The sequence below is a fragment of the Sphingomonas sp. CFBP 13728 genome, from assembly GCF_014841895.1.
Classification (GTDB): Bacteria; Pseudomonadota; Alphaproteobacteria; order Sphingomonadales; family Sphingomonadaceae; genus Sphingomonas.
Genome location: NZ_JACYUS010000002.1, coordinates 758,607 through 782,584 on the forward strand (window position 1 = coordinate 758,607; position 23,978 = coordinate 782,584).

The 23,978-nt window shown below is 56.4% G+C and carries 24 protein-coding genes; 21 read left to right on the forward strand and 3 right to left on the reverse strand.

Going from position 1 to position 23,978, the window contains the following annotated elements:
- Window positions 1-51 precede the first annotated feature (51 nt).
- From IFT67_RS12500 to IFT67_RS12520, 5 genes are all read left to right on the forward strand, one after another.
- A complete protein-coding gene (locus tag IFT67_RS12500; protein WP_192238557.1) occupies window positions 52-1,125 on the forward strand; it encodes an ImmA/IrrE family metallo-endopeptidase in 1,074 nt (357 codons plus the stop codon).
- A 2-nt stretch (window positions 1,126-1,127) separates the two neighbouring features.
- Window positions 1,128-1,574 (forward strand): hypothetical protein, encoded by a 447-nt coding sequence (locus tag IFT67_RS12505; protein ID WP_192238558.1) that lies wholly within the window; start codon window positions 1,128-1,130, stop codon window positions 1,572-1,574.
- Window positions 1,575-1,682: 108 nt separating this feature from the next.
- Complete coding sequence (locus IFT67_RS12510) at window positions 1,683-3,017, forward strand: phage terminase large subunit (RefSeq protein WP_192238559.1); 1,335 nt, start codon at window positions 1,683-1,685, stop codon at window positions 3,015-3,017.
- Window positions 3,018-3,094: 77 nt separating this feature from the next.
- The gene (locus tag IFT67_RS20930) at window positions 3,095-4,495 is read left to right on the forward strand and encodes a DUF4055 domain-containing protein (RefSeq protein ID WP_192238560.1); all 1,401 of its coding nucleotides are present in this window, start codon (window positions 3,095-3,097) and stop codon (window positions 4,493-4,495) included.
- Complete coding sequence (locus tag IFT67_RS12520) at window positions 4,495-5,568, forward strand: minor capsid protein (protein ID WP_192238561.1); 1,074 nt, start codon at window positions 4,495-4,497, stop codon at window positions 5,566-5,568. Before IFT67_RS20930 ends, IFT67_RS12520 begins: the two co-directional genes overlap by 1 nt.
- Here the strand turns inward: IFT67_RS12520 and IFT67_RS12525 are convergent.
- A complete protein-coding gene (locus IFT67_RS12525; protein WP_192238562.1) occupies window positions 5,536-6,288 on the reverse strand; it encodes an FRG domain-containing protein in 753 nt (250 codons plus the stop codon). The genes IFT67_RS12520 and IFT67_RS12525 overlap by 33 nt on opposite strands.
- An 80-nt stretch (window positions 6,289-6,368) precedes the next feature.
- Between IFT67_RS12525 and IFT67_RS12530 the strand changes: the two genes are divergently transcribed.
- The 16 genes from IFT67_RS12530 (at window position 6,369) to IFT67_RS12605 (ending at window position 23,084) form a co-directional block, all read left to right on the forward strand.
- Window positions 6,369-7,001 (forward strand): hypothetical protein, encoded by a 633-nt coding sequence (locus tag IFT67_RS12530; RefSeq protein ID WP_192238563.1) that lies wholly within the window; start codon window positions 6,369-6,371, stop codon window positions 6,999-7,001.
- A 100-nt stretch (window positions 7,002-7,101) separates the two neighbouring features.
- Entirely contained in the window at window positions 7,102-8,124 is a 1,023-nt protein-coding gene (locus IFT67_RS12535; RefSeq protein ID WP_192238564.1) for a major capsid protein, read from the forward strand.
- Between the two features lie 83 nt (window positions 8,125-8,207).
- Window positions 8,208-8,603 (forward strand): hypothetical protein, encoded by a 396-nt coding sequence (locus IFT67_RS12540; protein ID WP_192238565.1) that lies wholly within the window; start codon window positions 8,208-8,210, stop codon window positions 8,601-8,603.
- Window positions 8,600-8,956: a hypothetical protein gene (locus IFT67_RS12545; protein WP_192238566.1), complete on the forward strand. Its 357-nt coding sequence runs from the start codon at window positions 8,600-8,602 to the stop codon at window positions 8,954-8,956. Before IFT67_RS12540 ends, IFT67_RS12545 begins: the two co-directional genes overlap by 4 nt.
- Complete coding sequence (locus IFT67_RS12550) at window positions 8,956-9,252, forward strand: hypothetical protein (RefSeq protein ID WP_192238567.1); 297 nt, start codon at window positions 8,956-8,958, stop codon at window positions 9,250-9,252. The genes IFT67_RS12545 and IFT67_RS12550 overlap by 1 nt, the downstream gene beginning before the upstream one ends.
- 1 nt (window position 9,253) lies before the next feature.
- Entirely contained in the window at window positions 9,254-9,667 is a 414-nt protein-coding gene (locus tag IFT67_RS12555) for a hypothetical protein (protein ID WP_192238568.1), read from the forward strand.
- 73 nt (window positions 9,668-9,740) lie between these two features.
- Window positions 9,741-10,673 (forward strand): phage tail tube protein, encoded by a 933-nt coding sequence (locus IFT67_RS12560; protein ID WP_192238569.1) that lies wholly within the window; start codon window positions 9,741-9,743, stop codon window positions 10,671-10,673.
- 121 nt (window positions 10,674-10,794) lie between these two features.
- Entirely contained in the window at window positions 10,795-11,232 is a 438-nt protein-coding gene (locus tag IFT67_RS12565) for a phage-derived protein YdaY family protein (RefSeq protein WP_192238570.1), read from the forward strand.
- 20 nt (window positions 11,233-11,252) lie between these two features.
- On the forward strand, window positions 11,253-11,567 hold the full coding sequence (locus IFT67_RS12570; RefSeq protein ID WP_192238571.1) for a hypothetical protein: 315 nt from the start codon (window positions 11,253-11,255) through the stop codon (window positions 11,565-11,567).
- 55 nt (window positions 11,568-11,622) lie between these two features.
- Complete coding sequence (locus IFT67_RS12575) at window positions 11,623-15,867, forward strand: phage tail tape measure protein (RefSeq protein ID WP_192238572.1); 4,245 nt, start codon at window positions 11,623-11,625, stop codon at window positions 15,865-15,867.
- A gap of 20 nt (window positions 15,868-15,887) precedes the next feature.
- Complete coding sequence (locus IFT67_RS12580; protein WP_192238573.1) at window positions 15,888-16,241, forward strand: anti-sigma factor antagonist; 354 nt, start codon at window positions 15,888-15,890, stop codon at window positions 16,239-16,241.
- Window positions 16,238-17,005, forward strand: coding sequence for a hypothetical protein (locus IFT67_RS12585; protein ID WP_192238574.1), 768 nt, complete (start codon window positions 16,238-16,240; stop codon window positions 17,003-17,005). Before IFT67_RS12580 ends, IFT67_RS12585 begins: the two co-directional genes overlap by 4 nt.
- Before the next feature lie 33 nt (window positions 17,006-17,038).
- A complete protein-coding gene (locus tag IFT67_RS12590) occupies window positions 17,039-20,563 on the forward strand; it encodes a DUF1983 domain-containing protein (RefSeq protein ID WP_192238575.1) in 3,525 nt (1,174 codons plus the stop codon).
- Between the two features lie 20 nt (window positions 20,564-20,583).
- A complete protein-coding gene (locus tag IFT67_RS12595) occupies window positions 20,584-22,098 on the forward strand; it encodes a hypothetical protein (protein ID WP_192238576.1) in 1,515 nt (504 codons plus the stop codon).
- Window positions 22,099-22,248: 150 nt separating this feature from the next.
- Entirely contained in the window at window positions 22,249-22,521 is a 273-nt protein-coding gene (locus tag IFT67_RS12600; RefSeq protein ID WP_192238577.1) for a hypothetical protein, read from the forward strand.
- Window positions 22,518-23,084: a hypothetical protein gene (locus IFT67_RS12605; RefSeq protein ID WP_192238578.1), complete on the forward strand. Its 567-nt coding sequence runs from the start codon at window positions 22,518-22,520 to the stop codon at window positions 23,082-23,084. The genes IFT67_RS12600 and IFT67_RS12605 overlap by 4 nt, the downstream gene beginning before the upstream one ends.
- 146 nt (window positions 23,085-23,230) lie before the next feature.
- Here IFT67_RS12605 and IFT67_RS12610 read toward each other — a convergent pair whose 3' ends face one another.
- Both IFT67_RS12610 and IFT67_RS12615 read right to left on the reverse strand, forming a co-directional pair.
- Window positions 23,231-23,545, reverse strand: a complete 315-nt coding sequence (locus IFT67_RS12610; protein ID WP_192238579.1) for a hypothetical protein — start codon at window positions 23,543-23,545, stop codon at window positions 23,231-23,233.
- Complete coding sequence (locus IFT67_RS12615; RefSeq protein WP_192238580.1) at window positions 23,542-23,958, reverse strand: hypothetical protein; 417 nt, start codon at window positions 23,956-23,958, stop codon at window positions 23,542-23,544. Before IFT67_RS12615 ends, IFT67_RS12610 begins: the two co-directional genes overlap by 4 nt.
- Between the last annotated feature and the right edge of the window lie 20 nt (window positions 23,959-23,978).

The following is a 23,978-nucleotide window of genomic DNA, read 5'->3' on the forward strand; positions in this document are numbered from 1 at the left end:
AAAGTCTCCCAAGCCGCCCTTAAAAGCGTGATTAGCGCTCGTGGCGTGCCGTTGACCACCCTAGCAATCCGCGCCGGCATTCCATCGGCGGATCTTCGCCGCGCTTTGGAGGTCGATGGAGAGTTAGAAGACGACGAGATTGAGGCGATCGCCGAACAGCTGGCAGTCCCTGTGGAGGCATTCTTCATGGACGAGACGCCGCCACTGCTCAAGGCAGTCGATTTTCGCACAGCGACGCCTCATGTAAGTAAATTCAAGAAGGGTACGCTCGAAGCGATAGGATATGTCGAGCGCATTGCCGGCACCCTCGCTTCCTTGGAATTGGGCGTCGAAATTGACCCCAGCCTGGCTCCGATTACAACAGCATACACCGACGGAGAGGCTATAGAGCTCGCCAAGAAATGGCGGAAGAGCTGGGGCTTTAGCATTCAAGAACAGCTCGATGCTGCTAACTCGAACACCGTTTACGTCAGTCTGAGAAGTTACATTGAGTCTCTCGGCGTCTTGGTGCTGCATAAGTCGTTCGGGACAGATGAAGCAGCCGGTATCTACGCTCATATTCCCGACGGCCCCCACGCTATCGTCATCAATACGACGCTGAGCAGCAAGGCTCGAAAGCTTTTTACGTTGGCACATGAGTTTTGCCACGTTCTGTTACGGGCCGAGGGCACGTCGAATCCGTCGATTATAAAGAATAAGGTCGAAAAGTTTTGTAACAAATTCGCGGCGTACCTTCTTGCGCCAAATGGGCTGATCAATAACGCGATTCAGCGGTTCGGATACCCCGCCACGGCTGATCACGACAACATACGGCGGTTTGCGAAACGCCTGGGTATAAGCCAAGAGGCTCTAGTTCGGCGACTTGTCGAGATTGGCTACATCACCCAGGCAAACTATACGACGTGGCGCAGCAAGTTTAACGGCGTGGTGCCGCCGGGTGACACGACCGATGGTCAAGGTGGAGGGAAGACGGACCCCCTTCAAACAAAGCGAACGACCTATGGATCGCGACTTCTCTCGCTACTGGGGAATGCCCGCCAGCGCGGTCTTTTAGACGACCTAGACATATATCGACTGTGCGGCCTGAAGAGGAAGTATCAGGACGATCTGTTCGGCATCGTTTGAGCATGGTAGCGGCTCCAGCGAAACCCAAACCCAAGTATGTTATCGATGCCCATGGTTTGCGCGCCGCGCTTACAACAACGCAAAACAGCGTTCGGAATGCCGTAATCACTGCGATCCAAAATGGCGAGATGCTGATTCTCAAGCCAGCCAGTAAGGAACTCAAAGAAAACGATCCCGAAGTGTATGACGATATGCAAACCATATCGTCGAAGAAGTATCTCCCACTGGACGTTAGCACGAGTAAGGCTGCTGCCGTATTAGTTGACAAACATGGTGGCTCAAGACTGTTCGGCATCACCCCTCCGATAGACCGTTTCCGTGCTCTGGCTGCAGCCGGCCTGCACAAGTTGGTTCTTATATCCGATGGGAAAGCCCTGAAAGATTGCCAAGCTATCATTGCAAAGTGCAACCTGCCAAACGGCTGTGCCAAAGCACCATCGTTTGTGTGACTAGGACGTCAGCTGGGAGTTCCGCCACCGCTTAAATAGCGGATGAGTAGCAAGCCCCGGTCAGGAATAAAGCCACAGATCCAGCTGAACGAAGACCAATGCCGCGCAATGGCACTTGCTACCAGCGCCGCAAACAAGTTCCACCTTTTCTACGGGCCATCGGGAAGCGGCAAAAGCTTCTTCATTCTCTACATTCTTGTTCTTCGCGCACTCCGAGCCCCGCTTTCTCGTCATGCCATCTTCCGACTAACACGGGCATCCTGCGAACAAACGCTCTTCGACAAAACGCTGCATGAGGTTCTGGACAAGGCGTTTCCCGGCCTAAAAGACCAGTGCAATATCTCGCTGTCCGACATGAGCATCCAGTTCCCCAACGAATCGCAACTGTTTTTCAACGGCCTCGATGAGAACCGCATCACCAAAGTTCTAGGTGACGAGTTCAACACCATCTGGATCAACGAATGCAATGAGGACGGCTTCACATACAAGCATGTCTCCACTCTGCTATCTCGTCTCCGTTCCCGCTCTGAAACCGTCGACGGCAAAGTCCTCAAAAACAAGATGTTCTTTGACTGCAACCCGCGCTTTTACAGCGACTGGGAATACAAGGCGTTCGTTGAGCATGTGAACCCCGAAGACGGCGACGCAATGCCCCGACCCGACGAATGGGTAAAGGCAAAGCTCAACACCATCGCTAACATGGGCAACCTGTCCGACGACTACATGGAGGGACTTGAGGCAGGTAGCGCAGCATCACGAAAGCGATACCTTGATGGCGAATGGTGCGACGAGAATGCCAACGCGTTGTTTGTTGAGAGCATGTTCCGCGATCACCGCGTACCAAAGCCCCAAACAATCGCCACCCCACAGGAAACGCTGGCGCATCTCCTCGACCAAGGCATAAACCTAACCCGCGTCACCGTGTCGGTCGATCCAGCCGTTACAGCCGATCCCAAGAGCGATCTTAGCGGTATCACCGTGCAGGGTATGGCCGACGATGGGCACGCATACGTCCTGGCCGACTACAGCTTGCGTGGCACTCCCGATGCCGTCTGCGAGATTGTAACCGAGGCTTACCGCGACTGGGGAGCAGTCCGTGTTGTGATGGAAAAGAACCAAGGCGGCTTGTGGCTGGAAAGTACGATGCGAACCCACTTTCCAACCGTGCCACTGAAGTTCGTAACAGCGAACGCAACCACGGGCGGCAAAGCATCACGCGCAGAGCCGGTATCTGCCCAGTACGAGCGCGGGGTCATTCATCACGTTGGAACGCTCAAAGACCTAGAGCAACAGATGTGTGATTTCGGAAGTCCCGCAAGCCGTCGCAAGAGTCCTGATAGAATGGACGCGGTAGTTTGGGGAATTACCGAACTCATGGACTTGATGCACGAAACCAAACGTATCGCCGGTTACACGCCAGTTGGAATTGTACGCCTCCGTTAAATAGGAGGTCGAGGCTGTGCCTTTGACATTACCCGCGTCCGTGACGCCTCCCGTAATGCCTTTGGCAAGAGGACACAGTGCCTATCGAAACCAACATCAATCTACCCACCAAGGCCATCGAAAAGGCTTACCCCCGGTGGACTCGTAATCGTGCATTCGTAGATGGCGAGGAAGCCGTCAAACTCCAAGCTTACACCTATCTTCCAGCGGCTAACCCCGAAGATGGCGTCGATGAATATCAAGCCCATCTAGACCGCACCCGTTTTCTTCCCGCAGCTTCCAAGATTGCACAAGGCTTGTCCGGTCTGATCTTTCGAAAGCGCGCACAACTCAACACTACCAGCGCCCGCGTTCAGCTTCTTGGACAGGTCATCACCCCCGATGGCGAAAGCCTAGACGATCTAGCCGAATGGGTTGTCCGCGAAACGCTGATTACCAACTTCACCGGCCTTTTAATCGACAACCCGGAGCGCAGCGCATTCAAGGACTTGAGCGCCGCCAACGAGATTGAGCGCGGATATCGCCCGCGCATCGCTGGCTATACCGGCGAGTGCATTTTGGAAATCACACCCGGCTTGGTCAACGAAACGCGCAAGATTGTGCGTGTTCGTCTTCTTGAGGACGATGGCGACACTGTTCGCGAACTCATGCTCAACAACGGCGTCTATCAGGTCAAAAAGTGGACGCGCGACAAGGCAGGATTTGTCGAAGGCGCAACCGTTACGCCAACCCGCAACGGCGCAGTCCTGAATGAGATTCCGTTCGTGCTGGTTTCCACATCGGACAAGCTGACCCCAACGCCGTCCATGTTGCAGCATGCCGTTGACCTGAACCTCCAGCATTACAGGATTCAGGGCCTTCTCACGTCGGTTCTGTATTTTCTGTCCGCTCCCATCCCCGTCGTTACCGGCTTGAAGCCCGCGCAGGACAAAGACGGCAAGGACATTCCGATCAAGCTGAGTGTCGCACCCGGCGCAGCTTGGGTTTTCCCCGAAGAGGGCACGAAGGCCGAGTATCTGGAATTCAGCGGCGCAGGCGCAACGGTAATCACCGACGAATTGCGGAACGTCAAAGACGAACTATCGACGCTGGGTCATTCCATCATGACACCGGAAAAGCCCGCCCCGGAAGCACCTGAAACGCAGATGCTACGCCGTGCAGCGGAGAATGCCACGCTGGCAGGATTTACCCGCACGATCAGCCGAAAGCTGGAACGCGCGCTCAAGCAATTTGCTCTGTGGGCCGATCCAGCAGCGGCAGCGACACTTGCTTACAGCCTCAACACCGACTTTCTCCCGCAGCAGATGAGCCCGCAGGAAATGACGGCCATGATGGGCATGTGGCAGGCCGGTGCGATCACGCATGAAACGCTTCTGTTCGCGCTCCGTGATGGTGAGATTGTCAGCCCAACCCTCGACATCGAGGCAGAGGTCGAACGCACCAAGAGCGAGACGGCTGATCGTCCGCCGGTTCTGTAATGGCGACCGTCAACGAAGCCCTGCGTGACAGGGCAATCCGCCATGCGATTGAGTTGGGGAGGTACGGAAACGGCCTCTCCAATCGGATCGTCGCACTCCTCAACAGCGCAGACGCCGATATCCTCGAAAAGCTGGCCGGTCGGCTCGCTGCCATCGAAGAGCGCGGCCTAGACATCGGGCCAGGCACAACCGCACGTCTGAACGGGATGCTCGAAGAGCTACGGGGCCTCAACAGCGCGATCTACGCGCAGGTTCACGACCAGCTATCCGACGAGCTGGCCGACTTCGCATCTGTGGAAGCTGGCTTTCAAAAAGCTGCCCTCGACAGCGCGATCGCCGTTGATGTGGCGACCACGTTGCCCGCGCCAGCGTTGCTCCGGTCCATTGTTGAGAATGCGCCGATGGAAGGCCGGCTGCTCAAGGGCTGGACGACCGGCATGGAGCAAGGCCGGATCGAGCGCATCAATCAAGCGATCCGGCTGGGGCTGGTTCAGGGCGAGAACACCGACAAGATCGTTGCCCGCATCCGTGGGACGAAAGCCGCTCGCTACACCGATGGCGTGCTGGATATCAGCCGTCGATCTGCTCAATCGATCGTCCGCACGGCGACCACGCATGTAAGCAATCAGGCAGCGCAGCAGACGTGGAAGGCCAACGATCACCTCGTCAAAGGCTGGCAGTTTGTCAGTACGCTGGACAGTCGCACAACTGTGACGTGCGCCGCTTTGAGCGGCACCGTTCATCCCATTGGCGAAGGCCCTATCCCGCCGCGCCATATCCGTTGCCGGTCGATCAGCATTGCGGTGACGAAAAGCTTCCGCGAACTGGGCGTGGACAAGGACGAACTATCACCGGGTCAACGCGCAAGCATGGACGGTCAGGTTGCCGGGGACACGACGTTCAGCAAGTGGCTGACCGACAAGGGCGCGCCCACACAGGACACCATTCTAGGCCCGACGCGCGCCAAGCTGTTCCGGGATGGAAAGCTGAACCTGTCCGACTTTATCAAAGCGGATGGCACGGTGCTAACGTTGGAGCAGCTAAAAGCCCGGCACGGAATCATCTTGGAGTGACGATGGCGGCGGCATCGTCGCGGCGAAGGCTTTGACCGCCGCCGCTTGTATCAAGCCGTCGTTAAACTCCCGAGCAGCGGTGTTGATGTCTGCATAGATTCGATCTGAACTAACGCCCATCACCCGCAGAGCGTCGAGTATGGTGGATTTGGTGAAATACTGGATGATGTAGATAATCGGGTCGTATCCGGGCAAAAGCTCTTGGTTGCCAGCGCAATGCAACGTCATCACGCTATCCTGAGCCATCGACCGCTTGTTCATTGTTTCTGACGGCACAAGCAGGGGCGGACCGGACCAAGCTGTGAACGGGTCGATCCTTTCCGGTCGACTGTCTTTGGTCAGATTATCCCGTGTAATCGTCACAATCGAACCGGCGGTTTCGTTCCCGAGTATGTCTTTTGCGGGCTGACAGGCAAAATACAGAGCAACAAGTGGATTGGTCGTCCAGTCGAGAAGCGCAGTAGGAATGCCGTAGTGCTGTGCCAACACCAGCCACTGTAGATCGCTGATCGATCTATCAACAAAGCGCCTTGCCGCGTCCTTCCATCGGGCCAAATCGTGCGCGTCTTGGATGCCGTGCATTCCGTCGCGGAACGACGACGGTACTACCTGCCACGTCTTGTTGCCATGTCCCCGATAAAGTGAACCCTCAACATGCCTAGTTGAGATGTGATTCAGATACGCGGCCACCTGCTGAAAGCCGACTACGGTGTTGCCCACAAAACCCCCTGAAAGCGCCTGCTAAATATCATGCTGTCATGTGGCAGTAACCTGAAACGGCTGTGCCGAGAAGGACTATAATGTCTGAAACTAACCAAGAGACTACGACAAGTGGCGAAGACCTTGCAGCTATCGTTGCTGAACTCCGTGCCGAACTAAACGCAGAGCGCGCCGAGAAGGAAAAGGTCAAAAATAAGAACAAGGAACTGGTCAGCGAAAAGCAGGTTGCCAAGCAGGCTGCTGACGATGCCGCTTTGGATGCAGCGGAAAAGAGCGGCGACATTGAAGCCCTCAAGGCAAGTCACGCTCGCGCACTACGCTCCGCACAGGAAAAGCAGGAAGCTGCCGACGCCGAGTTGCGCACCATCCGCGTCGATAACGAAATCACCCGTGCCTACAATTCTGTCGGCCGTCCTGAACTAGCCGAGCAGTTTATCGACTGGGCGAAGAACCGTGCGAGCTACGAGAACGGCTCTGCGATGCTTTTCGACAAGCCAATTGGCGATGCCATTGGCGAGTATCTGAATAGCGAAAAGGGAGCTTATTTCCGTCGCGCATCGGACAACAGCGGAGGCGGAGCAACGGGTGGTCAATCGACCTCCACAACTACCGCATTCAGCGAAGGTGAGTACATTCGCCGCTACCAGTTGAATCCCATTGAAGCAAAGCAATGGGCAACTGCAAACGGACAGGCTTGGATCACCAAGGACTAAGCCCGTCTAGCACAAACAACTGTCTCCAAGATCAGCCGAATAAATACTTTCGGACTTCCCGAATTGGTCGGGCTCGTCATTTGATCTTGGAGACAAACCTATGGCGACTCCCCGCCTTCAGAATGCTTTTATTAAGCCTGCTTATCAGGCAATGGTGCGTCAGCGCGTCCTAAAGAAGTCGGCTATTTTCAATAGCGCGGCGACTCTCCGTACTGCTGAATACGACGCACTTGCAGCCGGTACCGGCACTCAGGCTATCATGCCTTGGCTCGCACCTCTCGACGGCAACGTTGACATCGGCGCACTCGACGCTTCCATCCGTGGCGCTGTTGATCCGCTCAAGATGGGCACGATGGTTTCCCAGAAGGACTTTCTTGCAAAGTCGTGGGGCATCAGCAACCTAGATGCACGTCTCGCTGGCGTTGAGGACGTTCTGGTTCTCCCAACTGCTGCCGACTGGACTGCGGACTACTGGACCCGCGTAATGGAAGACCTCTTGGTCGCAAAGCTGACCGGTGTGGTCGCAGACAACGTTGCAAACGATGGTGGCGATCTGGTCGTAAACGTCGGCAACGACGCAACTGGCACTGTCGCTGATGCACAGAAGTTCAGTTCCAACGCATTCATCGACGCAATGCTGACGATGGGCGACGCATTCGACGACCTCGCGTTGGTTGTGATGCCAGTGCAGGTTTACGGTACGGCTCTCAAGCAGGACGGCATCAGCTTCGTACAGCCTTCGGCAGTGCAGCCATTCCGCACCTATCGCGGCGTTCCAGTTATCGTCAGCGATAACCCCAACCTGTACACCTCGGGCACCAACCGCAAGACCTTCAACACGTACTTCCTGGGTCGCGACAGCATCCTGTTTGGTTCGGCAGAAGGTATTCAGGGCGACAACGTTATCGACCTTGATGAGCACGCTGCAAACAACATGGGCGCGAAGGATCTGATCACTCGTCAGCACCTGTACATGCACGTTGCAGGCTTCTCCTCGAACGCCCCTGTGGTTGCTGGTTACGCTTCGCCTACTTTCGATGCTTACAAGCAGGCATCGGCATGGGATCGCGTTGCAAACGAGCGCAAGCAGGTCAAGATTGCTGTTCTCAAGTCGAACGGCTGATCTCTTAAACTGAACTGGACGGCCCGCTGGCAGCAATGCTGGCGGGCTTTTCCATGTCCGCTTAAATATGCGGGAGGTCGAACATGGCTACATTGGAACAAGCGAATACCTACAACGAAGTTCGGGGCAACGAACTGTGGAGCGATCTGGAACCTGCTCAAGCTCGCGCTCTGCTGGCTGATGCCGAGGATTACATTCGATCGGTCTATCCCATTCGAAGCGACCTCGATGCAACCGAACAGCGCATCTTTGACGGCGTGGTTTGCCGACTAGCAGGAATCTTCCAGACCAAGCCCCCGGCTGTGGCTGGTACTCCGGCGATTAAGAAGGAAAGCAAGGAAGCTGCGGGCTTCAAAAAGTCCGTGGAATACGCCGACGCTCCCGCTGATCCCTATCCCTACGTGACTGCGGTTCTCCGTCCATACCTTCGCACCGCGTCCGGTTCGGCATCGTTCCAGATCGCGAGGCTCGTCCGATGAACCTCTACGAAGAATTCTATCCGCTGGTCGTGGAAATGCTGACCGAGTTCGGCACCAAGGCCACCCTGTCAGGCACCGCACCCGATGCGGCCGTCCTAGCAGCCAAGCGCGCGGGTCGCGCAGCCCCCAAGGGCCAGCAGGCCGCTGGACGCCCAACCCTCGCCGTTGTGGCCCCCATGCAGCTTGAGGGCGACAATGGACGCTTGGAGATGCGAAGCGTCGCTACGATGCTCCTAGAGCCCCACGAGGGTGAGACGCTGACGATCGGCACGGGCAAGCCTTGGTTGATTGGAACCGTCACGCAGGTAGCGCCTCAAGGGCAAGCCATCGTCTTCATGGCCGAGGTATCCTGATGGCTCGCCGTTCTGGAACAAGTCGAGCCGGTGTTCGCGCCAAGCTTGAAGCACGGGTTCTCTCTGTCACGCAAAAGCTAACGCTTGAGGCTGACAAGAGGTTGAAGCTGGCGAGTCCCGTTGATGACGGCGACTTTCGCGCCGCTTGGCAGGCCGAGACACCCGAGAAGGTTTATCAAAGCGGCCATGTCTCAAACAATATCGAATATGCCGTTCCACTTGCAAACGGCCACAGTCCACAGGCTCCAGCCGGTTGGATCGAGAACGAGCTAATCGCAGTAGTGAAGGGAAGCTGACATGCTTCAAAAGGACATTGACGCGCTGAACGCGCGTTTCTTCGACAACATGGACAGCGAGGCAATCCAGCTTCTTGTCGAGAACCAGCCCGACGAGGACTTGGACGACAGCGCACTGCAAAGCCGGTGGATTATCAATCCCGGCTTGTCCACTTCCGTGTCACTTGGGCCGGACTTTCTGGTTGCGCAGTATGGAACTGCCACGCTGCAAATCTTCGTCCCAAAGGGGCAATACACAGGGCCCGGTAACGATCTTCGCGATCAGTTCAACAAGGTCTTTCGCGGCTGGCGCAGTCCCGACAAAACGCTGATCGTTGACGATCTAAAATCCACTTCGAGTACCTACAAAGACAAGTTCCACCTAATCAACGCGATGTTCTTCTGGCACTCAAACAGGCGTAGTTCCGACAGTTAAACAGCCCTCCGGGGACTCCTCATAAATAGTTGCAGGCCGTGGGCCTTTGACAACTATTATCGGAGGTCCCTAGATGGCACTCATTAATCCTTCGGACGTGACGTACTACCTCGTCCCTGAAACTACTGCTGGTACTGTTCCCGCAACTGGCAACCGCTACGAAATCCCCTCTGCGGCAGACCTCAATCTCCCAGCTTTTACCGCTAACGAGATCGCTTCGAACACCAAGCGTCCCGGTCGCGCTGGTAACGGTATGCGTCGTGGCATGGTAACTGGCACTGGCTCGGTTGAAACTCGCCTACAGTCCGCTCCTGTTATCAACACCCTCATGGAATCTGCATTGTCGGGCAAGTTCACCGGCACGGGCACGAAGACACTCAAGGCTGGTCTGACGGACAGCACGTTCACGATCCTTTCGCTTTTGCAGGGTGGCGCAGCAGGTACGGCGATGCTGGAAGCCGCATCGGGAACGATGGCTAGCAGCATGAAAATTGCCGCAACTCAGGGCGGCGAAGTCACGGTGGCATTCGACTATCTTGCAACCGTCCAGACCCAGTTGACTAGCGATAGCACCCTCACTGTCTCAGCTGTTCCAAACACCGCTTACGAGTATGTTGGTGCGGACGTTTCGGCTGTCACAGTAGCGGGCAACAGCGCGATCCAGTTCACGGAGTTGGGTCTAGATGTAACGCAGGATCGCGTTGCACGCGGCAAGCTTGGTACCAACCAGCCAATCGGTATCGGCACTAACGGTATTCGCACCGTAGAGCTGACGTTGAAGGCATACCGTGAGAGCTTTGCCATTGACGCATTGCTGACCGGTCTTGCTCAGTCGTTTAGCTTTTCCATCGGTACTGCTGGCAATGGCTACTCGTTCAGCATTCCGGCTGGTTACGCTTCGATCCCCACAACGGAGTTCGACAGCGAGAGCGCATTCGTCAACATCAAGATTACGGCAGCTTACGATACCACGCAGGGAACTGACTTGGTCGTGACGCAGCTTTAAGTTCCAACCCAGCCCCTTTGCAATCTGGTTGGTAGGATGGTGCAGTTCAGAAATGGGCTGCGCCATTCCCATGAGTGACCCCCGCATAAATATCATGCAATTCAACAAAGGGGTTACATATATGACTACCAAGACCAAGCCAGTATTCAAGAAGTTCCAGAGGTTCGATGCACAGAAGGCCGCTAAGGGCGTTCCTCATACTATCATCGATCCCAACGAAAACGACTACGGTACGTGGACCACTTCCCTTTATGATCCATACAACAAGTTCATCAAGGTTGAGAACGACCGCTACGAGCGCGAGAACGCCAACAATCCGCTCGCCAAGGGTAAGAACTCGGGCATCTTCGCATTCGTGCAGATTTGTGTTCAGGGTTGGGAAGGCGTTGTAGATGCTGACGACAAGCCCATTCCGTTCAGCAAGGAACTGGCCTTTGAGTACCTTAGCGATGAGGACAACGGCTGGTTTGCAACCGAACTAATCGACCGCAGCAAGGACGTTCGCTATTACCGCGCAGTGACACCGGCTGCGACGCAGGAAGCTGACGCGGGAAACTAATAGCCTATCTCGTCTGGTGGGTGTTTGGTGGTGGCTCCGACATCGTAGCAGCAGCCGATGGTGGGCACGAATACTCGATCGGGCTTCGTGCCCGTCAGGAGCCACCCTTTCCCCGCTCGCTTCTGTGGGAGTCCTTTTGGGAAGTCCACACAATGCGCCCGCCAGCGTTCAGTGGCGTCGCGCCGATTCCGCTCGATAAAATCGAATGGTACGCCAGGCACGAATTAGGCTTCGATGATGACGAGGCCGAGGCTTTCAAGTTCATCATGCGCCGCGCCGACAACGTTTTCGTAAACGAAATTGCCAAGAAGCAAGCGGCTAATTCCAACAAGTAAGCGGCACGCCCTCCCAGCTTAAATAGCGGACAGCTTTTTAATGCCGGGAGGCGCGATGTCCGACGCACTATTTCAAATTGATGTTGAAATCAATTCAAGCAAGTCGATCCTCGGCGTCAATCGCGTTGATGGGGCACTTGCGCAACTAGAGCGCCGTGAGCGCACAACAGCCGCAGCAAATGACAATCTTCGTAGCACGTTCGACCGCCTCGGCGGATCGATGCGTAAGTCCGCGTCTGACGGCAACATCGTATCCAATGCCCTCGATGAGATTAGAAACCGCGCAGCCGGGGCCAGTCCCGCTCTTGGCGGTCTAGTCAACAAACTAACCGCAATGGGTGTCGCCGGTACGGCAGCAGGCGTTGCGCTCGTCGTCACCGCTGGCGCGATGGTCAAGGCTACAAGCGCAGCGAACGCCTTCCAAGACGTGATGGCTAAGATCAGCACCAACGTTGACACTTCCAAATTCAAGATGGACCAACTCAGCGCGGGCATTCTCGCGCAGAGTGCAGCGTTCGGTGGAATGCCGGTCGATCAGGCCGAAGCTGCCTACGACATTATCTCCGCAGGTGCTGAAACAGCCGAGCAAGCGATCACTACTCTAACATCGGCTAACAAGCTTGCCGTTGGTGGCATGACAACCATCGGCGTTGCCGCTGACGGACTTACGAGCATCCTGAACGCCTATGCGTCCCGAGGTCTCACCGCTGCACAAGCCAGTGACGCAATGTTCATCTCGGCTCGCGACGGTAAGACGACGATCGATCAGCTTTCCGCAAGCGTTGGTCAGGTTGCTCCTATCGCGGCAGCAGTCGGTGTGTCGTTCGATGAGGTCGCCGGTTCGCTGGCCGTTCTGACTAAGGGCGGTATTAAAACCAGCGAGAGCGTTACGGGGGTCAAGGCGATCCTAAACTCGCTCATCAAGCCCAGCGACGAAGCCAAGAAGGGTGCGAAGAGCATCGGCTTGGAGTGGGACTCGAACGCTCTAAAGGCCAAGGGCCTTCGCGGCGTCCTACAGGACATGGCCGAGAAGACTCACGGCAGCGCAATGATGATGGGCGTTCTGCTTGGTGGCAGTGAAGCCCTTACCCCTGCATTGGCATTGACCGCCGCTAAGGGCGAAGAGTTTGCAAAAACGATGGACCACATGGCCACGAAGGCCGGTTCCACCGACGCGGCAGTCAAGAAGATGCTGGACGGTTCGCCAGCCGCGCAGTGGTCGAGGGTCACAGCTTCCGCGAATGCGGAACTGGTCAAGCTGGGTACGACGGCCTCAACGATGGCCGCGCCAGCATTCAAGTTTCTCGCTGACAACATGGGCACCATCGTAACGGTAATTGAGGCAGCGATCATTCCGCTGTCGCTTCGCATGGTTGCGATCTGGGGCACGGCAGCAGTTCAGGCAATCACCACACTCGCGGCGACTGCCGCTATGCGCTTTGCCTCGATGGCAGCGGCGCAGGGCGTTCTTGCTGCCAGCACGGCCACGTTGAGCGCCGGGTTCAATGGACTGCTTGGTATCGTTGGCGGTCCGCTTGGTATCGCCCTCGGTGGAGCGGCGTATGGTCTATATACGCTATCGACAAATTCCAGTGCCGCCCGCGCAACTGTTGACCAGCTTGCTTCCAGCGCCGCTGAAACAAGCGTTCAGGCCGCTAACGCAGGCGACAATTCACTACTGGCAGCGCGAGGCGTTTCGACGTTCGGCGGTCAAGCCGGTGCGGCAGCCGAACAGCTTTGGAAGATGGCAAGCGCCGCTCGCGCAGCTTCCATCGAGACTGCCAAGCTCAACCTGCAAAAAGCGAATGCGAACCTAGATACTGTTTCGGGTCAGACCAGCGCAGGTCTGGCCGCTCGCTACCGCACTGAGCGCGAGACGCCAAAGCGCACGCTTGGTGACGCGGTGCGTGGCGTCGGTCGATACGCACAGATGGGCTACGACTACGTGATGAAGCCCAGCGAAGCTGTTGGGCAAAAGGCAGTAAAGGAAGCTCTTCGTCAGCGTACAGCGGCAGCAAAGGCACTTGGCGAAGCCCAGATCAAGCCGAGTGAGGCTTTCATTCCAAAGCCGACACCGATGGTCCGCGATAAGCCGTTTGCGGAAAAGCCGGATGGCAAAAAGAAGGACAGTGGTGCTAACGAGGCAGAGCGAAAAGCCAAAGCGGAATCAGACTTCTGGAAGACGCTAAAGGGTGAGGCCGAAACTGCAAAGCTACTTCCACTCGCAGCGGAAGATTACAAGAAGCAGCTTGAGCTAGCGAAGATTGTTGGTGATGCGGAGGCCGCAACACAGGCTGGCAAAATTGCCGACCTATTGCAAGAGGCGCGCATTTCCAAGTTGATCACGGCTATGCAGGTCCAGCACTTGAATACCGGACGCGAGATTGCCGACCAAGAGGCATTGCTGACACTCAAGAAGGCTGGTGCATCCGAACAGACATTGGCAGTTGAAAAGAGCATCTTGGACAATCGCAATTCCGCATTGGAATTGGGTGCAACACAGGCAACATTCCAGACTGATGCGTGGAAGACAGCAGAGGCGCAGCTACGCACCGACCAGACGCGACTTGGTGTACTAGGTTTGCAGAACAAGGCAATTGACGATCAAGCGTCCAAGTTGAAGGACATGGCGCAGTCGGGTAGCACCTACGGCAAGGACGCGTTAAAGACCAACGGCACTGTTGGACAGAGGCAGGAAGTAGCCCGCGACGAGTTCTCCAGAATCTATGACCAGCTTGCAGCAGCCCGCGACAGTGACGATGGCAAGCTCAAGATAAGCGCAGCGCAGTTTGAGGCTGGCGTAAAGAAGGCCGGTGATGAGTTCCGTGCGACGATGGCCGAGATTGGTTCGACCTTCTCGCAAAAGATGGGACAGATTGCTGGCCTGTTGGGCACAATCGGAAACATCATCGGTGGCAAGCTTGGCAACTTTGTTAATGGCGTCGGTGACGTGTCGAAGAGCATGGGCGACTTTGCAAACACCAAGAACGATATCGCCGGTCAGTTCGGCAAGGTTTTCGGAGCCAACAGCCCCGCGGTAAAGAGCATCGGCAAAGCCGTTGGTGGTGCGTTCGCAGGAATGCAGATTGGCGAGCAGATGGCCGGTCTTACAAAGGCACTTGGTTTTAAGGGCAGCGCAACTGGCGGTAAAATCGGCGGTGCGATCGGTGGGGCGGCCTTCGGGCCAATTGGTGCGGCAGTTGGTGGCGCGCTCGGCAGCGTTGTCGGTGGCCTGTTCAAAAAGGACAAAAAGGCAAGTGCTGGCTTCTCGATGGATGCTCAGGGCAAGCTGGTGGGCATGGATGCCACTGGCAGAGGCAAGGAAGAGAAGGCCGTGGCAACCGCGCTTGCGGGCAACGTCGCGACCTCGCTCAACGATATCGCGAGCCAACTTGGTGCAACCATCACCGGCCTAAGCGGAGTATCCGTTGGTTATCGTCCAGGCCATAAGGCGGGGGCGTATCGCGTTGATACCACGGGCTCGGGCAAGCTGACCGGCGTAGCAGCTTTCGAGACGGAGGCGGAGGCAATCGCCTTTGCAATCAAGGATGCGATCAAGGACGGCGTACTTGGTGGTCTTGATGATCTAGCGCAGAAAGCTGTTGCGGCCCTAGATATTGATGGCGCTGTTTCGCTGGTCAAAAACTGGAAGGCTGCAATGGCAGACTTTGCCAGCATGACCGATCCAGTCGGCGCAGCCATCAAGGGCGTAACGGACGGTATCGACGCACTACGAAAGAGCATGGTCAACGTTGGCGCATCGACAACCGATCTAACCAAGCTGGACCAGTATCGTGCAGCCAAGCTCAACGAGGTCTTCAAGGAGCAGGTAAGCGGATTCCAGAGCCTACTTGACGACCTGAACGGAAACGCTGGCGGTGTCACTGCTCTGTCGCAGCTTACTGTCGATCTTAGCAAGTTGGACGCGTTCAAGTTGGATGTCGCATCTGGCAAGTCGGTTGACCAAGATGCGTTCACGGCACTGGCAGAGAAGATTCTGGGCAATGCTGGTGAGGTGTACGGAACGAACACATCGGACTTCCAGTCCATCATCGGCAGCTTGAAGGATGCAACTGGCGGCGCGATCACCAACGCTACAAACGCTTTCAACAGCGCGACCAGCGGTAGTTCCACCGTTGCAGCGATCAGCACTCAGACCAACGCCATCACGGCGCAGCAGGGTATTGCCAACGATTATCTCCGTCAGATTGCGGAGTCGATTCAGGTCAGTGGAAAGTCGTACAGCTACGGAAGCGGCTCGGTCGATGTTTACAATGGCCGGCTGACACAAGCGTTTTAAGCGCAGAGCTTAAATAGCTGATGGCATTAGATACAAACCGCGCGGCTTTTGTTCAGCAAGAGTACCGCTATGTGATCCGCACTAACCCAACCGTCAAAGCCCGCAACGATAGTGCGAGGACGGTTGAGGTTGTGGGCAACTTGGACGAGGCAACAGCTAACGCTCTAGCGGGAAAGTATCTCGCGGAGAATGGAAGTCCGCGCGTGTTTGATATCGTTATTCAGGGCGTGACATTCCTCGACAGCTTTGTCGGCACTGTTCCCACATTCATTCTCAATGCGCCCCGGTATCAAACCGATGGGCGAGTTTACAAGGTCGTTGGCTTCACGACCGACTTTGAAGCCAACACCACTACGTTGCAGGTGCGCGGATGAGTACAATTCTAGTCAGCCCAAAAAGCTTTGTCAGCCTTGGCGGAAACGAGATCGCCACGGCTCCGGTTGCCAATATGCGAAACGATGAACCGGGGATGGTTTGGCGTGCAAATACCACTGCGCCCTCTTTCAAAGTGCAACTCGATGGCTCCGAATGGGACACAGTCGCGCTTGTGGGCTTGAACGTTCCTGCATCGGCAACAATCCGCATTCGTGCAGGTGCATCCAGTGCGGCAGTCGACGGAACAAGCGGACTGACTGTTGACCAGACATTCCCCGCATGGAGTGGAACAGAGCCGACGAACGGCGCTCTGTCTTTCAAATTGCTCGCTGCAAAAGTCACCAGCCCCTTTGTTCGCATCGACATTGATAGCACGGGCAATCCAGCCGGGTACGTTCAAGCGCAGCGGCTTGTCATCGGAAAGCGCGTTGTCACTGACGGCGTGGCTGTGGACGCGGAGCAGACATTCGAGGACATGAGCAATGTTGAAGAAGGATTGGGTTACACAACAGTGGACCGCTACGGCGTCCGCGTTGGCTGGAAAGTCACACTCGAAGGCATCAGCGATGCGGCCTATTACGGCAATTGGTACTCGTTCCTGCGAGACGTTGGATCAAGCAAAGCCTTCGTCTTCATCCCCGATGACAGCGTGGCGTATGTTCAAACCCAAGCGGTCTTTGGTCGTATCAAAAGCGGTGCCCGTGGAACAAGTCCGGTTGCTGATTACAACAATGTGGAGTTGAGCATTTTAAGCGTCAGCTAAAATGCGCGGGTACTCGTCAGCTTAAATACTGACATGAATATCCTTTTTGAAGTCACCGTTCTAAACGGCAACACTCCCAAGACACTTCGCATGGCAAGTGCCTCCGCTTCGGTAGCGGGAACACAGTTGGACAACCAGCAGTGGATTCCGCTCATCACAAAGCGGCACTCCGTTTCGGGCAGTTGGGCCAGCGACGGTGTATTGAGCGAGGGTTCTGTAAATCACGGCTCGCTTTCGTTCCGCATGAGCAGCGCATACGAAAACGAGGTTTGGTCGTCCTATGAGTGGAACGGCGGACTGGCGCGCATCTTCGTTGGCGACGATGGCGAACCCTTTTCCGCTTACAAGCAGGTATTCGAAGGAAGCGTTTCGGCTCCCGATCGCCAAGGCATCACGGCAACCGTTGGTCTGCTAGGCCCGGATGCACTTCTCGACCGCGATCTTCTATCGTTGGAATATCAGGGCACTGGCGGTGCCGAAGGTCCGCCCGCGCTCAAGGGAAAGCTCAAGCCCCGCTCGTTCGGAACCTGTCTGTCCGTTGAGCCCACGCTCGTAGACGCTGCGAGCTGGATTTATCAGGTCCACGGCTACGGCGCAGTCTCGGCTATCAAGCCCTACGAATTTGCACAGGCACTAGACCCAGCGAAGAACAAGGGCGACCAGCCCACATTCAATGCGCTCAAGGCTCTGACACTCGTTCCCGGTGAGTGGGCGACCTGTCTTCAGCAGGGCATGTTCCGCGTCGGTGGAACGCCCGCACAAAAGATTTCCGCAGATGTGCAAGCCGGTGGCGCGACCACCGTTGCCACGATCCTCCCGCAGCTTTTGACGATCGCCAGCATTCCCGCAGCCAAGCAGGGCAATTTCAGCGCGTTTTCGGGCGCGACGTGGAGCCTGTATCTAGACGATCAAGCGACCGTGGGTGGGATCGCCCGCCAGGCTGTCTATCAAGCCGGTGGAATGCTGTTCGCCGATGGCACGGGCAAATGGCAGGTAATGGATTATTTTGCGCCAGCCACACCGATCATCCTGAACGCCGATCGCAGTACCGCACCCCTCGTCAAAGACGTCCGCGAACCAACCGTTTCCGCTCCGGTCTGGAAGGTAAAGGTTGCCTATGACCGATGCTGGTCCGTCCACACGTCCAGCGAGGTATCACCGGCCCTTGGTGAAATCAGCGACAAGGTAGAGGCTCAGAAGGCCGCGGCCGCATTGGCGTTGGAAGCCGCGCAGCTTGCAGCAGCAGAGGCAGCGATTGCTAAAGCCCGTTTGGATGCAGCAGCATCGGATGGCATTCTCGATCGCGCGGAAAAGGCCGGAATTGTTCGTGAGTTCACCGAGGAAGCCGCGCAGCAAAATGGATTGCAGACGCAGCCGACGAACGTTGACGTAACGTACGAGCGCGCCGTTCTCGCGGGCACGTTCGGCAACCTAAAAACCTATCTTGAGAGCCTGTCGCCGGGTTACGCAGACAGTAGCCTCGACACGCCAATCGATCGCACAACGTTCGATGCGCGCTGGCGCGATTACTGGGTCGCCAAGCAAAACCTCCTCAACGCGCTGGCTGGTCGTGCATCCGCTACCGCAACGTGGGGACAAGTCACCGGCCCCGGTACACCTGAAAGCAACGCGACGGTTGGCGCCCCTGTGGGCACGAACGTTGGTGGCCGTCCCGTGGTCGATCTGCTCGCTGATACCGACAAGGCTAAATCCGACGCAGCCAAAGCCGCGCTCGATGCCTCGAACGCCAAGTCGGCGGCAGATGCAGCAGCCGCAGATACCGTGGCCGCAAAAGCCCGCCTGTCAGCCATTGAAGCTGACGGCATTCTCGACCGCAGCGAAAAGTCGGAAGTGGTCTTGCGGTTCAATAACGCGGCTGCCGAACGAAGCGGCCTCGTTGCCAAGGGTGTTGAGTTCGACCTGATTGCGCAGCGTAATGCCTACGCTGATGCCTATGACGGCTTGGTCGCGATGCTCAACGGCCTGTCTCCATCGTACACGGATACCACGACCGATACGCCGATTGATCGCGCGACGTTCAACGCCGTGTGGACCCGGTATTTTACCGAACGCCAGAACCTCCTGAATGCGATTAGTTCGAAGACGCGCGTGGCAGCAGAGGCGGCGCAGAACAATGCCGATAAGGCAGCAGGAGACGCGGCAGCGGCCAAGCTTGCAGCCGACGCGGCGAAAATCGCAGCCGATGCAGCCAAGGCAACAGCGGATGCCACGACGGCAAACTTCACGGCGGCACGCCTGACTCAAATCTTGCAAAAGCCCATCGACGACATTGCCAAAGTCACATTGGATTATGGCGCGCAAAGCCTCACGACTAGCAAAGACCTGTTCGACCGCAACGAACGGTCGGTGCGCGATCTACAAACTACGATCCTCAACGATCAGGGGTTTATCCGCGTCGAGAAGATCAACGAACTAGGAATTAAGATTGCGGAGGGTGTGGCTGGTGAGGCCACGATCCGTGATGCCCAGATCAAGGACGTGAAGCGGCTGTATCAGGCTGGTGACGCGATCGTTGCCGCAGATATCTCAACGCTTGGTGGCAGGATCACAAAGGAAGTTGGCGACGTGAAGACCGCCTACGAGGGCGCGATCCGCGATACCCGTCAGGCAGTCATTGACGGAGACTACGCGCAGGCACTTCGCGCAGATGCGTTGTCGGCTTCCATCACAGGCTTGGTGCAGCCCGGCGGCAACATCTACAATCTGGAAGCCGCCGTGCAGCGGATCGACAAAGCGGAGGTCGATAACAATGGCGCTCGCGCACAAGAGACGCTCAACCTGAAAGCGCGACTGGACAACGTCAATGGCGCCTCGCTTGAGCAGTCGTTCACCACCTATGCAAACAAGGTGGATGGCATCGGTGCTCAGTATGTTTTGAAGGTGCAAACTGAAACTAATGGAGTTGTTTCAGTTGCAGGTATGGGACTGGCTTCCAGCAACGGCAAATCCGCCATCGCGTTCAACTCCGATGTGCTTCAAATTAATGTACCGGGCGCAGGAGCAGTCCCCGTATTCAGCGTGGACGCGCAAGGCGTTTATATGCCCAATGTCCGCGTCAACAAACTGATGGCTAACTCGGTTACAATTAACGAGATTGCACCCGGTCTGTCTCGTTCGCCTCGCTTTACAGCATCTGACGTGATGATTCCCAGCTACGAAGTTACCATTATCGAGACACCGTTTTTCAGTGTTGGATTCAACAACGATGCCACGGGCACGACGGAGAATGGTAGCTCTCTGGCAATCGTCAGCTTTACGCATGACGGCTCACAGGTGGTGGATACCGCAGCGATTATTTCAGTCTATGTTGATACTGGTAGTGGCTATCAGGTAGCAAGGACGAGTAAGAGTGGCATCGCAACAAAAGACGGTAACACCGTCTGGACGTTGAAGTTCACAGATTCAATCGCAATTACTGCCTCGGGTGCGGCTCGCGTAAAGATCACCGGGCAAGGTGTACCGTTTGGTAACTCGCCACGTAACAGCGGAACCTACGCTCGACAGCCCGAAATTAGCATCCTATCCATTGGACGATAACGCGTCCGATTAAATAGTTGATGGCGCTATTTGAAGTATCAGGAACGATCAACGTAACCACCGGGTCAACGTCGGTCACGGGCAATAACACGAACTGGATTCCGTCTTATGATGGGGTCGCACTTGTTATTGCCGGTGGCTTCTATCCCGTTGCGTCGATCAACAGTCCAACCAGCATTACGCTAATCGAGCCTTACAACGGGCCAAGCGCGAACTCCCGCAGCTATGTTGTCGCTCCGATCGCGGCCAACAATTACGACCTGACGAAGAAGACGCTCGATGTTGTAAAGGTCGCCAGCGATCTAACGCGCATTGGTGTCGGTCCGGCTGGGCCCGCTGGTCCTCCCGGTCCCAAGGGTGGTGACGGTAACAGCGAGAACGTTGTCCAGGCCATCGAGGGCGCACCCACGAAGAACAAGCCGTCGGTGCAGGATGAGATTGCGATGATCGATAGCGAGGACAACAGCAAGTTGAAGCGCGTTCGCTTCGACACGATGCGCAGCACGCTCGCAAAACCAAACACGATCACCAGCCTGTTTGTCTATTACGGCTACCCCATCGCACTGAACGGACTTTACAACGTGGACGCGGTCATCGCGGCTATTTCCAAGTACGATATTTGGGTTTGCGGAGACACGTATCAGCACCCCACGCAGGAGGTTTACGCGTCCACCGTGCAGATCATCAAGGGAGTGCGAGCCAAGGGAACGAAGGTGTACGGCTATGTGCCAATGGGCTTTAGCCAGACCAACGCGCAGAAGATTGAGGGCATCGACCAGTGGCATGACATTGGCGTCGATGGCATCTTTCTCGATGAGTACGGTTTCGACTATCAGGTAACTCGCGCGCAGCAGATCGTTATCGTGGATTACGCCCACAGTCGGGGGCTTCCAATCTGCGCCAACGCGTTCATTTTTGAGGACGCTGTCTGCGACAACATCAACGAACTGGTGTGGCCCAGCAACGACTTCCGATACCAGAACTTCGCCAACATGAACCCCAACAACCTGCCATCGCCACACAAGCCCGGCGACAGCTACCTGATTGAGAACTTCGTTTATAACTACCTCGGACCAGCCAACAAGTTCGACGTGCAGGAGCGCAACCAGCTTATCGCGCTACGAAACAAAAAGCTGAAAACCCCGATGTTGATTTGGGGACTGGCCGTGTTTCCAGAACGCACGGATGCCTACGGAACAATCGACTTTAGCAAAATGGGCACTTTGCCTTACGCTGATGTACCCGACTACATTGCGGCCAATGCCTTCATGTTCGATCTAGATGCAGTTGGCGCCGGTGCATACACGTTTGGTGCAGGCAGTAAGCCGGTTGAGATGTTTTTCCCCGGACTTCCACCGGAAGTGAACACAGCGGAAATGGCACAAAATCCGGTGTTCAGTAACCTTGTGACGGCAGTGGCATACCGCGACCTTTCGCGAGATTATCGACTAACCATTACCAACAGCGATACCAAGCAATCCGTGCAGGTATCGAGCGCCAGTTCCAAACTGCTCAAGCCTACGAGCAACGCATGAGAGCCGCGCCCCGCTTAAATACTAGACATTAATCGCGGGGGACATCGTGAAACTAACCGAACTTAAAAAGCTCATCAAATCGGAATTGGTGCGCGACCTCGCATCGCAGATTCTAACAGCGGTCGTACTCAAGAAGTTGACCAAGTCAAAGTGAGTGAGCGTCAGACCCTCACCGCCTATCTGGCAACCCTGAGTGCGATCGTCATTCTCTGCCTGAGCGCCGCGCTCGTCTGCGTTGCAGTGAAGGCCGAAACCCACCTGGCACAGATTGTCGCCGCACTCGGCTTCATCAGCGCCGCGATGACCGGCCTTATCGGCGTCCTAGGCACGTTCAAGCCGCGCACGACAATGCCCGACCAGCCGCAGCCCGTTCAGGTGGCCAATGGCCCCTCTGACCCCGTTCCTGTGGAGGCCGCGCCGTGAGCCTAATGTATATTTTGGCAGAGACCGTGCAGCAGGCAGGCACTGTCGTTCAACACGTCGTACCGGTTGGCCAATCGACCAACGGATTTGAGCAGATCACGCTCGGCAACATCGCGGGCTCTGTGTCCGTTTTGTTCGGCGGGTGGATGCTGTGGCTCAACATGGACAAGCGCCGTCGCGAGACTGCCAAGGAAGCGTCTGACGGCACCGACCGTATTATGACGCAGATGAGCAAGGTCTCGACCGCGTTCGATACCCGAGTTGATCGGCTCGAACAGAAGACCAACGGCTTCATGCCTCGCGCCGAGATTGTCGCCGCGATCGAGCATGAGAAAAACAACCGCATCCAAGCGATGCTGTCGCTTCAACGTATCGGTGAGACGAATACCGCCGCGATCAACTCGGCAGCGGTTCAGATGGGCAAGATCGAGCAGAAGCACGACGGGCTGGAAAACGACGTTTCCGAGATTAAGAGCGACCTGAAAGAGATCCGGGGCGAGATTAAATCCGGCTTCAAGGACGTGAACGACAGTCTGCACACCATCGCCAAGGGCATGTCGTAAGCGCCCGTAGAGCCCCGTACAGCGCGTTTCCGCCCTTCCGTGCATCAGCGCAGCAAAATCCCCCAGAGGCGTTCCTAGAGCGTCTGACATAGCAAAGCCCGCTCCTCGGTTTGAGGGCGGGCTTCGTGCTTTCGGGTAGGTTTGTTTCAGCTGCCGCCGAACGTGAGCTTGAACCGCATCGCATCGGAAGCCTTGCTGAAATAATACGGGACCGGCTCATCGTAGTTTCCGTATGTCAGCCGGAACTGAGCGCCCCTCGACTTTTCGCCCGACCAGTCGACGTAACACCTGGGCAACTCGGCCTGTAGCCATCGGATCGCATCTGAGAACTTGCTGAAAGGCGCGAAAACGAGAATCGGATGACGGTGTACGTGTTGTGATCGTGAAAGCTTGCGCCACGCGCAGCGGCGTTCAAAGTCCATGTGATCAGCGATTATCTCGGCCTCTTGCTCGGGCGTCACATCATCAACCTCGCGCTATCGAGGGCAATCTCTGCCGTGTTTAAGTCGGCCGGGTGCGCGAACGCGAGGTAGTACGGTCCGTCGCTGCACGACACTTCCAAGACCTTCATCGCCGGATTGGTGAGGTCGAGCGGATCGGCGCTATGTCGCCAGTCGCCGTAGGTGCCAACGTCCAGTTGCATGATAACGGCGCGCATCGCGTTCTGCTTGGTGCCGCGATACGATGTCTGGGCGTGGAACGGATTGCCCGCGCATGTGTCATCGACACCCGGCATGTTTGCGAACCGGAGCGTTCGGTCGAGAACTTCGGTTTGCTTGGCCGAGATATTGACCGTCTCCGACGTCTCGAATTGATTGCGGATCGAGACGAACGCCGGATGCGTATTGCTGCACTTTGCCAGCGCGGCGCGCATCAGCAGAACCTCGCGGACAC

Excerpts from the sequence above, each read along its gene's own strand:
- IFT67_RS12520 (WP_192238561.1), top strand. The coding sequence starts at position 4,495 with ATGGCGACCGTCAACGAAGCCCTGCGTGACAGGGCAATCCGCCATGCG.
- IFT67_RS12585 (WP_192238574.1), top strand. The coding sequence starts at position 16,238 with ATGAGTACAATTCTAGTCAGCCCAAAAAGCTTTGTCAGCCTTGGCGGA.
- IFT67_RS12505 (WP_192238558.1), top strand. The coding sequence starts at position 1,128 with ATGGTAGCGGCTCCAGCGAAACCCAAACCCAAGTATGTTATCGATGCC.
- IFT67_RS12590 (WP_192238575.1), top strand. The coding sequence starts at position 17,039 with ATGAATATCCTTTTTGAAGTCACCGTTCTAAACGGCAACACTCCCAAG.
- IFT67_RS12555 (WP_192238568.1), top strand. The coding sequence starts at position 9,254 with ATGCTTCAAAAGGACATTGACGCGCTGAACGCGCGTTTCTTCGACAAC.
- IFT67_RS12530 (WP_192238563.1), top strand. The coding sequence starts at position 6,369 with ATGTCTGAAACTAACCAAGAGACTACGACAAGTGGCGAAGACCTTGCA.
- IFT67_RS12595 (WP_192238576.1), top strand. The coding sequence starts at position 20,584 with ATGGCGCTATTTGAAGTATCAGGAACGATCAACGTAACCACCGGGTCA.
- IFT67_RS12580 (WP_192238573.1), top strand. The coding sequence starts at position 15,888 with ATGGCATTAGATACAAACCGCGCGGCTTTTGTTCAGCAAGAGTACCGC.
- IFT67_RS12575 (WP_192238572.1), top strand. The coding sequence starts at position 11,623 with ATGTCCGACGCACTATTTCAAATTGATGTTGAAATCAATTCAAGCAAG.
- IFT67_RS12615 (WP_192238580.1), bottom strand. The coding sequence starts at position 23,958 with ATGCGCGCCGCGCTGGCAAAGTGCAGCAATACGCATCCGGCGTTCGTC.
- IFT67_RS12550 (WP_192238567.1), top strand. The coding sequence starts at position 8,956 with ATGGCTCGCCGTTCTGGAACAAGTCGAGCCGGTGTTCGCGCCAAGCTT.
- IFT67_RS12540 (WP_192238565.1), top strand. The coding sequence starts at position 8,208 with ATGGCTACATTGGAACAAGCGAATACCTACAACGAAGTTCGGGGCAAC.
- IFT67_RS12535 (WP_192238564.1), top strand. The coding sequence starts at position 7,102 with ATGGCGACTCCCCGCCTTCAGAATGCTTTTATTAAGCCTGCTTATCAG.
- IFT67_RS12545 (WP_192238566.1), top strand. The coding sequence starts at position 8,600 with ATGAACCTCTACGAAGAATTCTATCCGCTGGTCGTGGAAATGCTGACC.
- IFT67_RS12560 (WP_192238569.1), top strand. The coding sequence starts at position 9,741 with ATGGCACTCATTAATCCTTCGGACGTGACGTACTACCTCGTCCCTGAA.
- IFT67_RS12510 (WP_192238559.1), top strand. The coding sequence starts at position 1,683 with ATGGCACTTGCTACCAGCGCCGCAAACAAGTTCCACCTTTTCTACGGG.
- IFT67_RS12565 (WP_192238570.1), top strand. The coding sequence starts at position 10,795 with ATGACTACCAAGACCAAGCCAGTATTCAAGAAGTTCCAGAGGTTCGAT.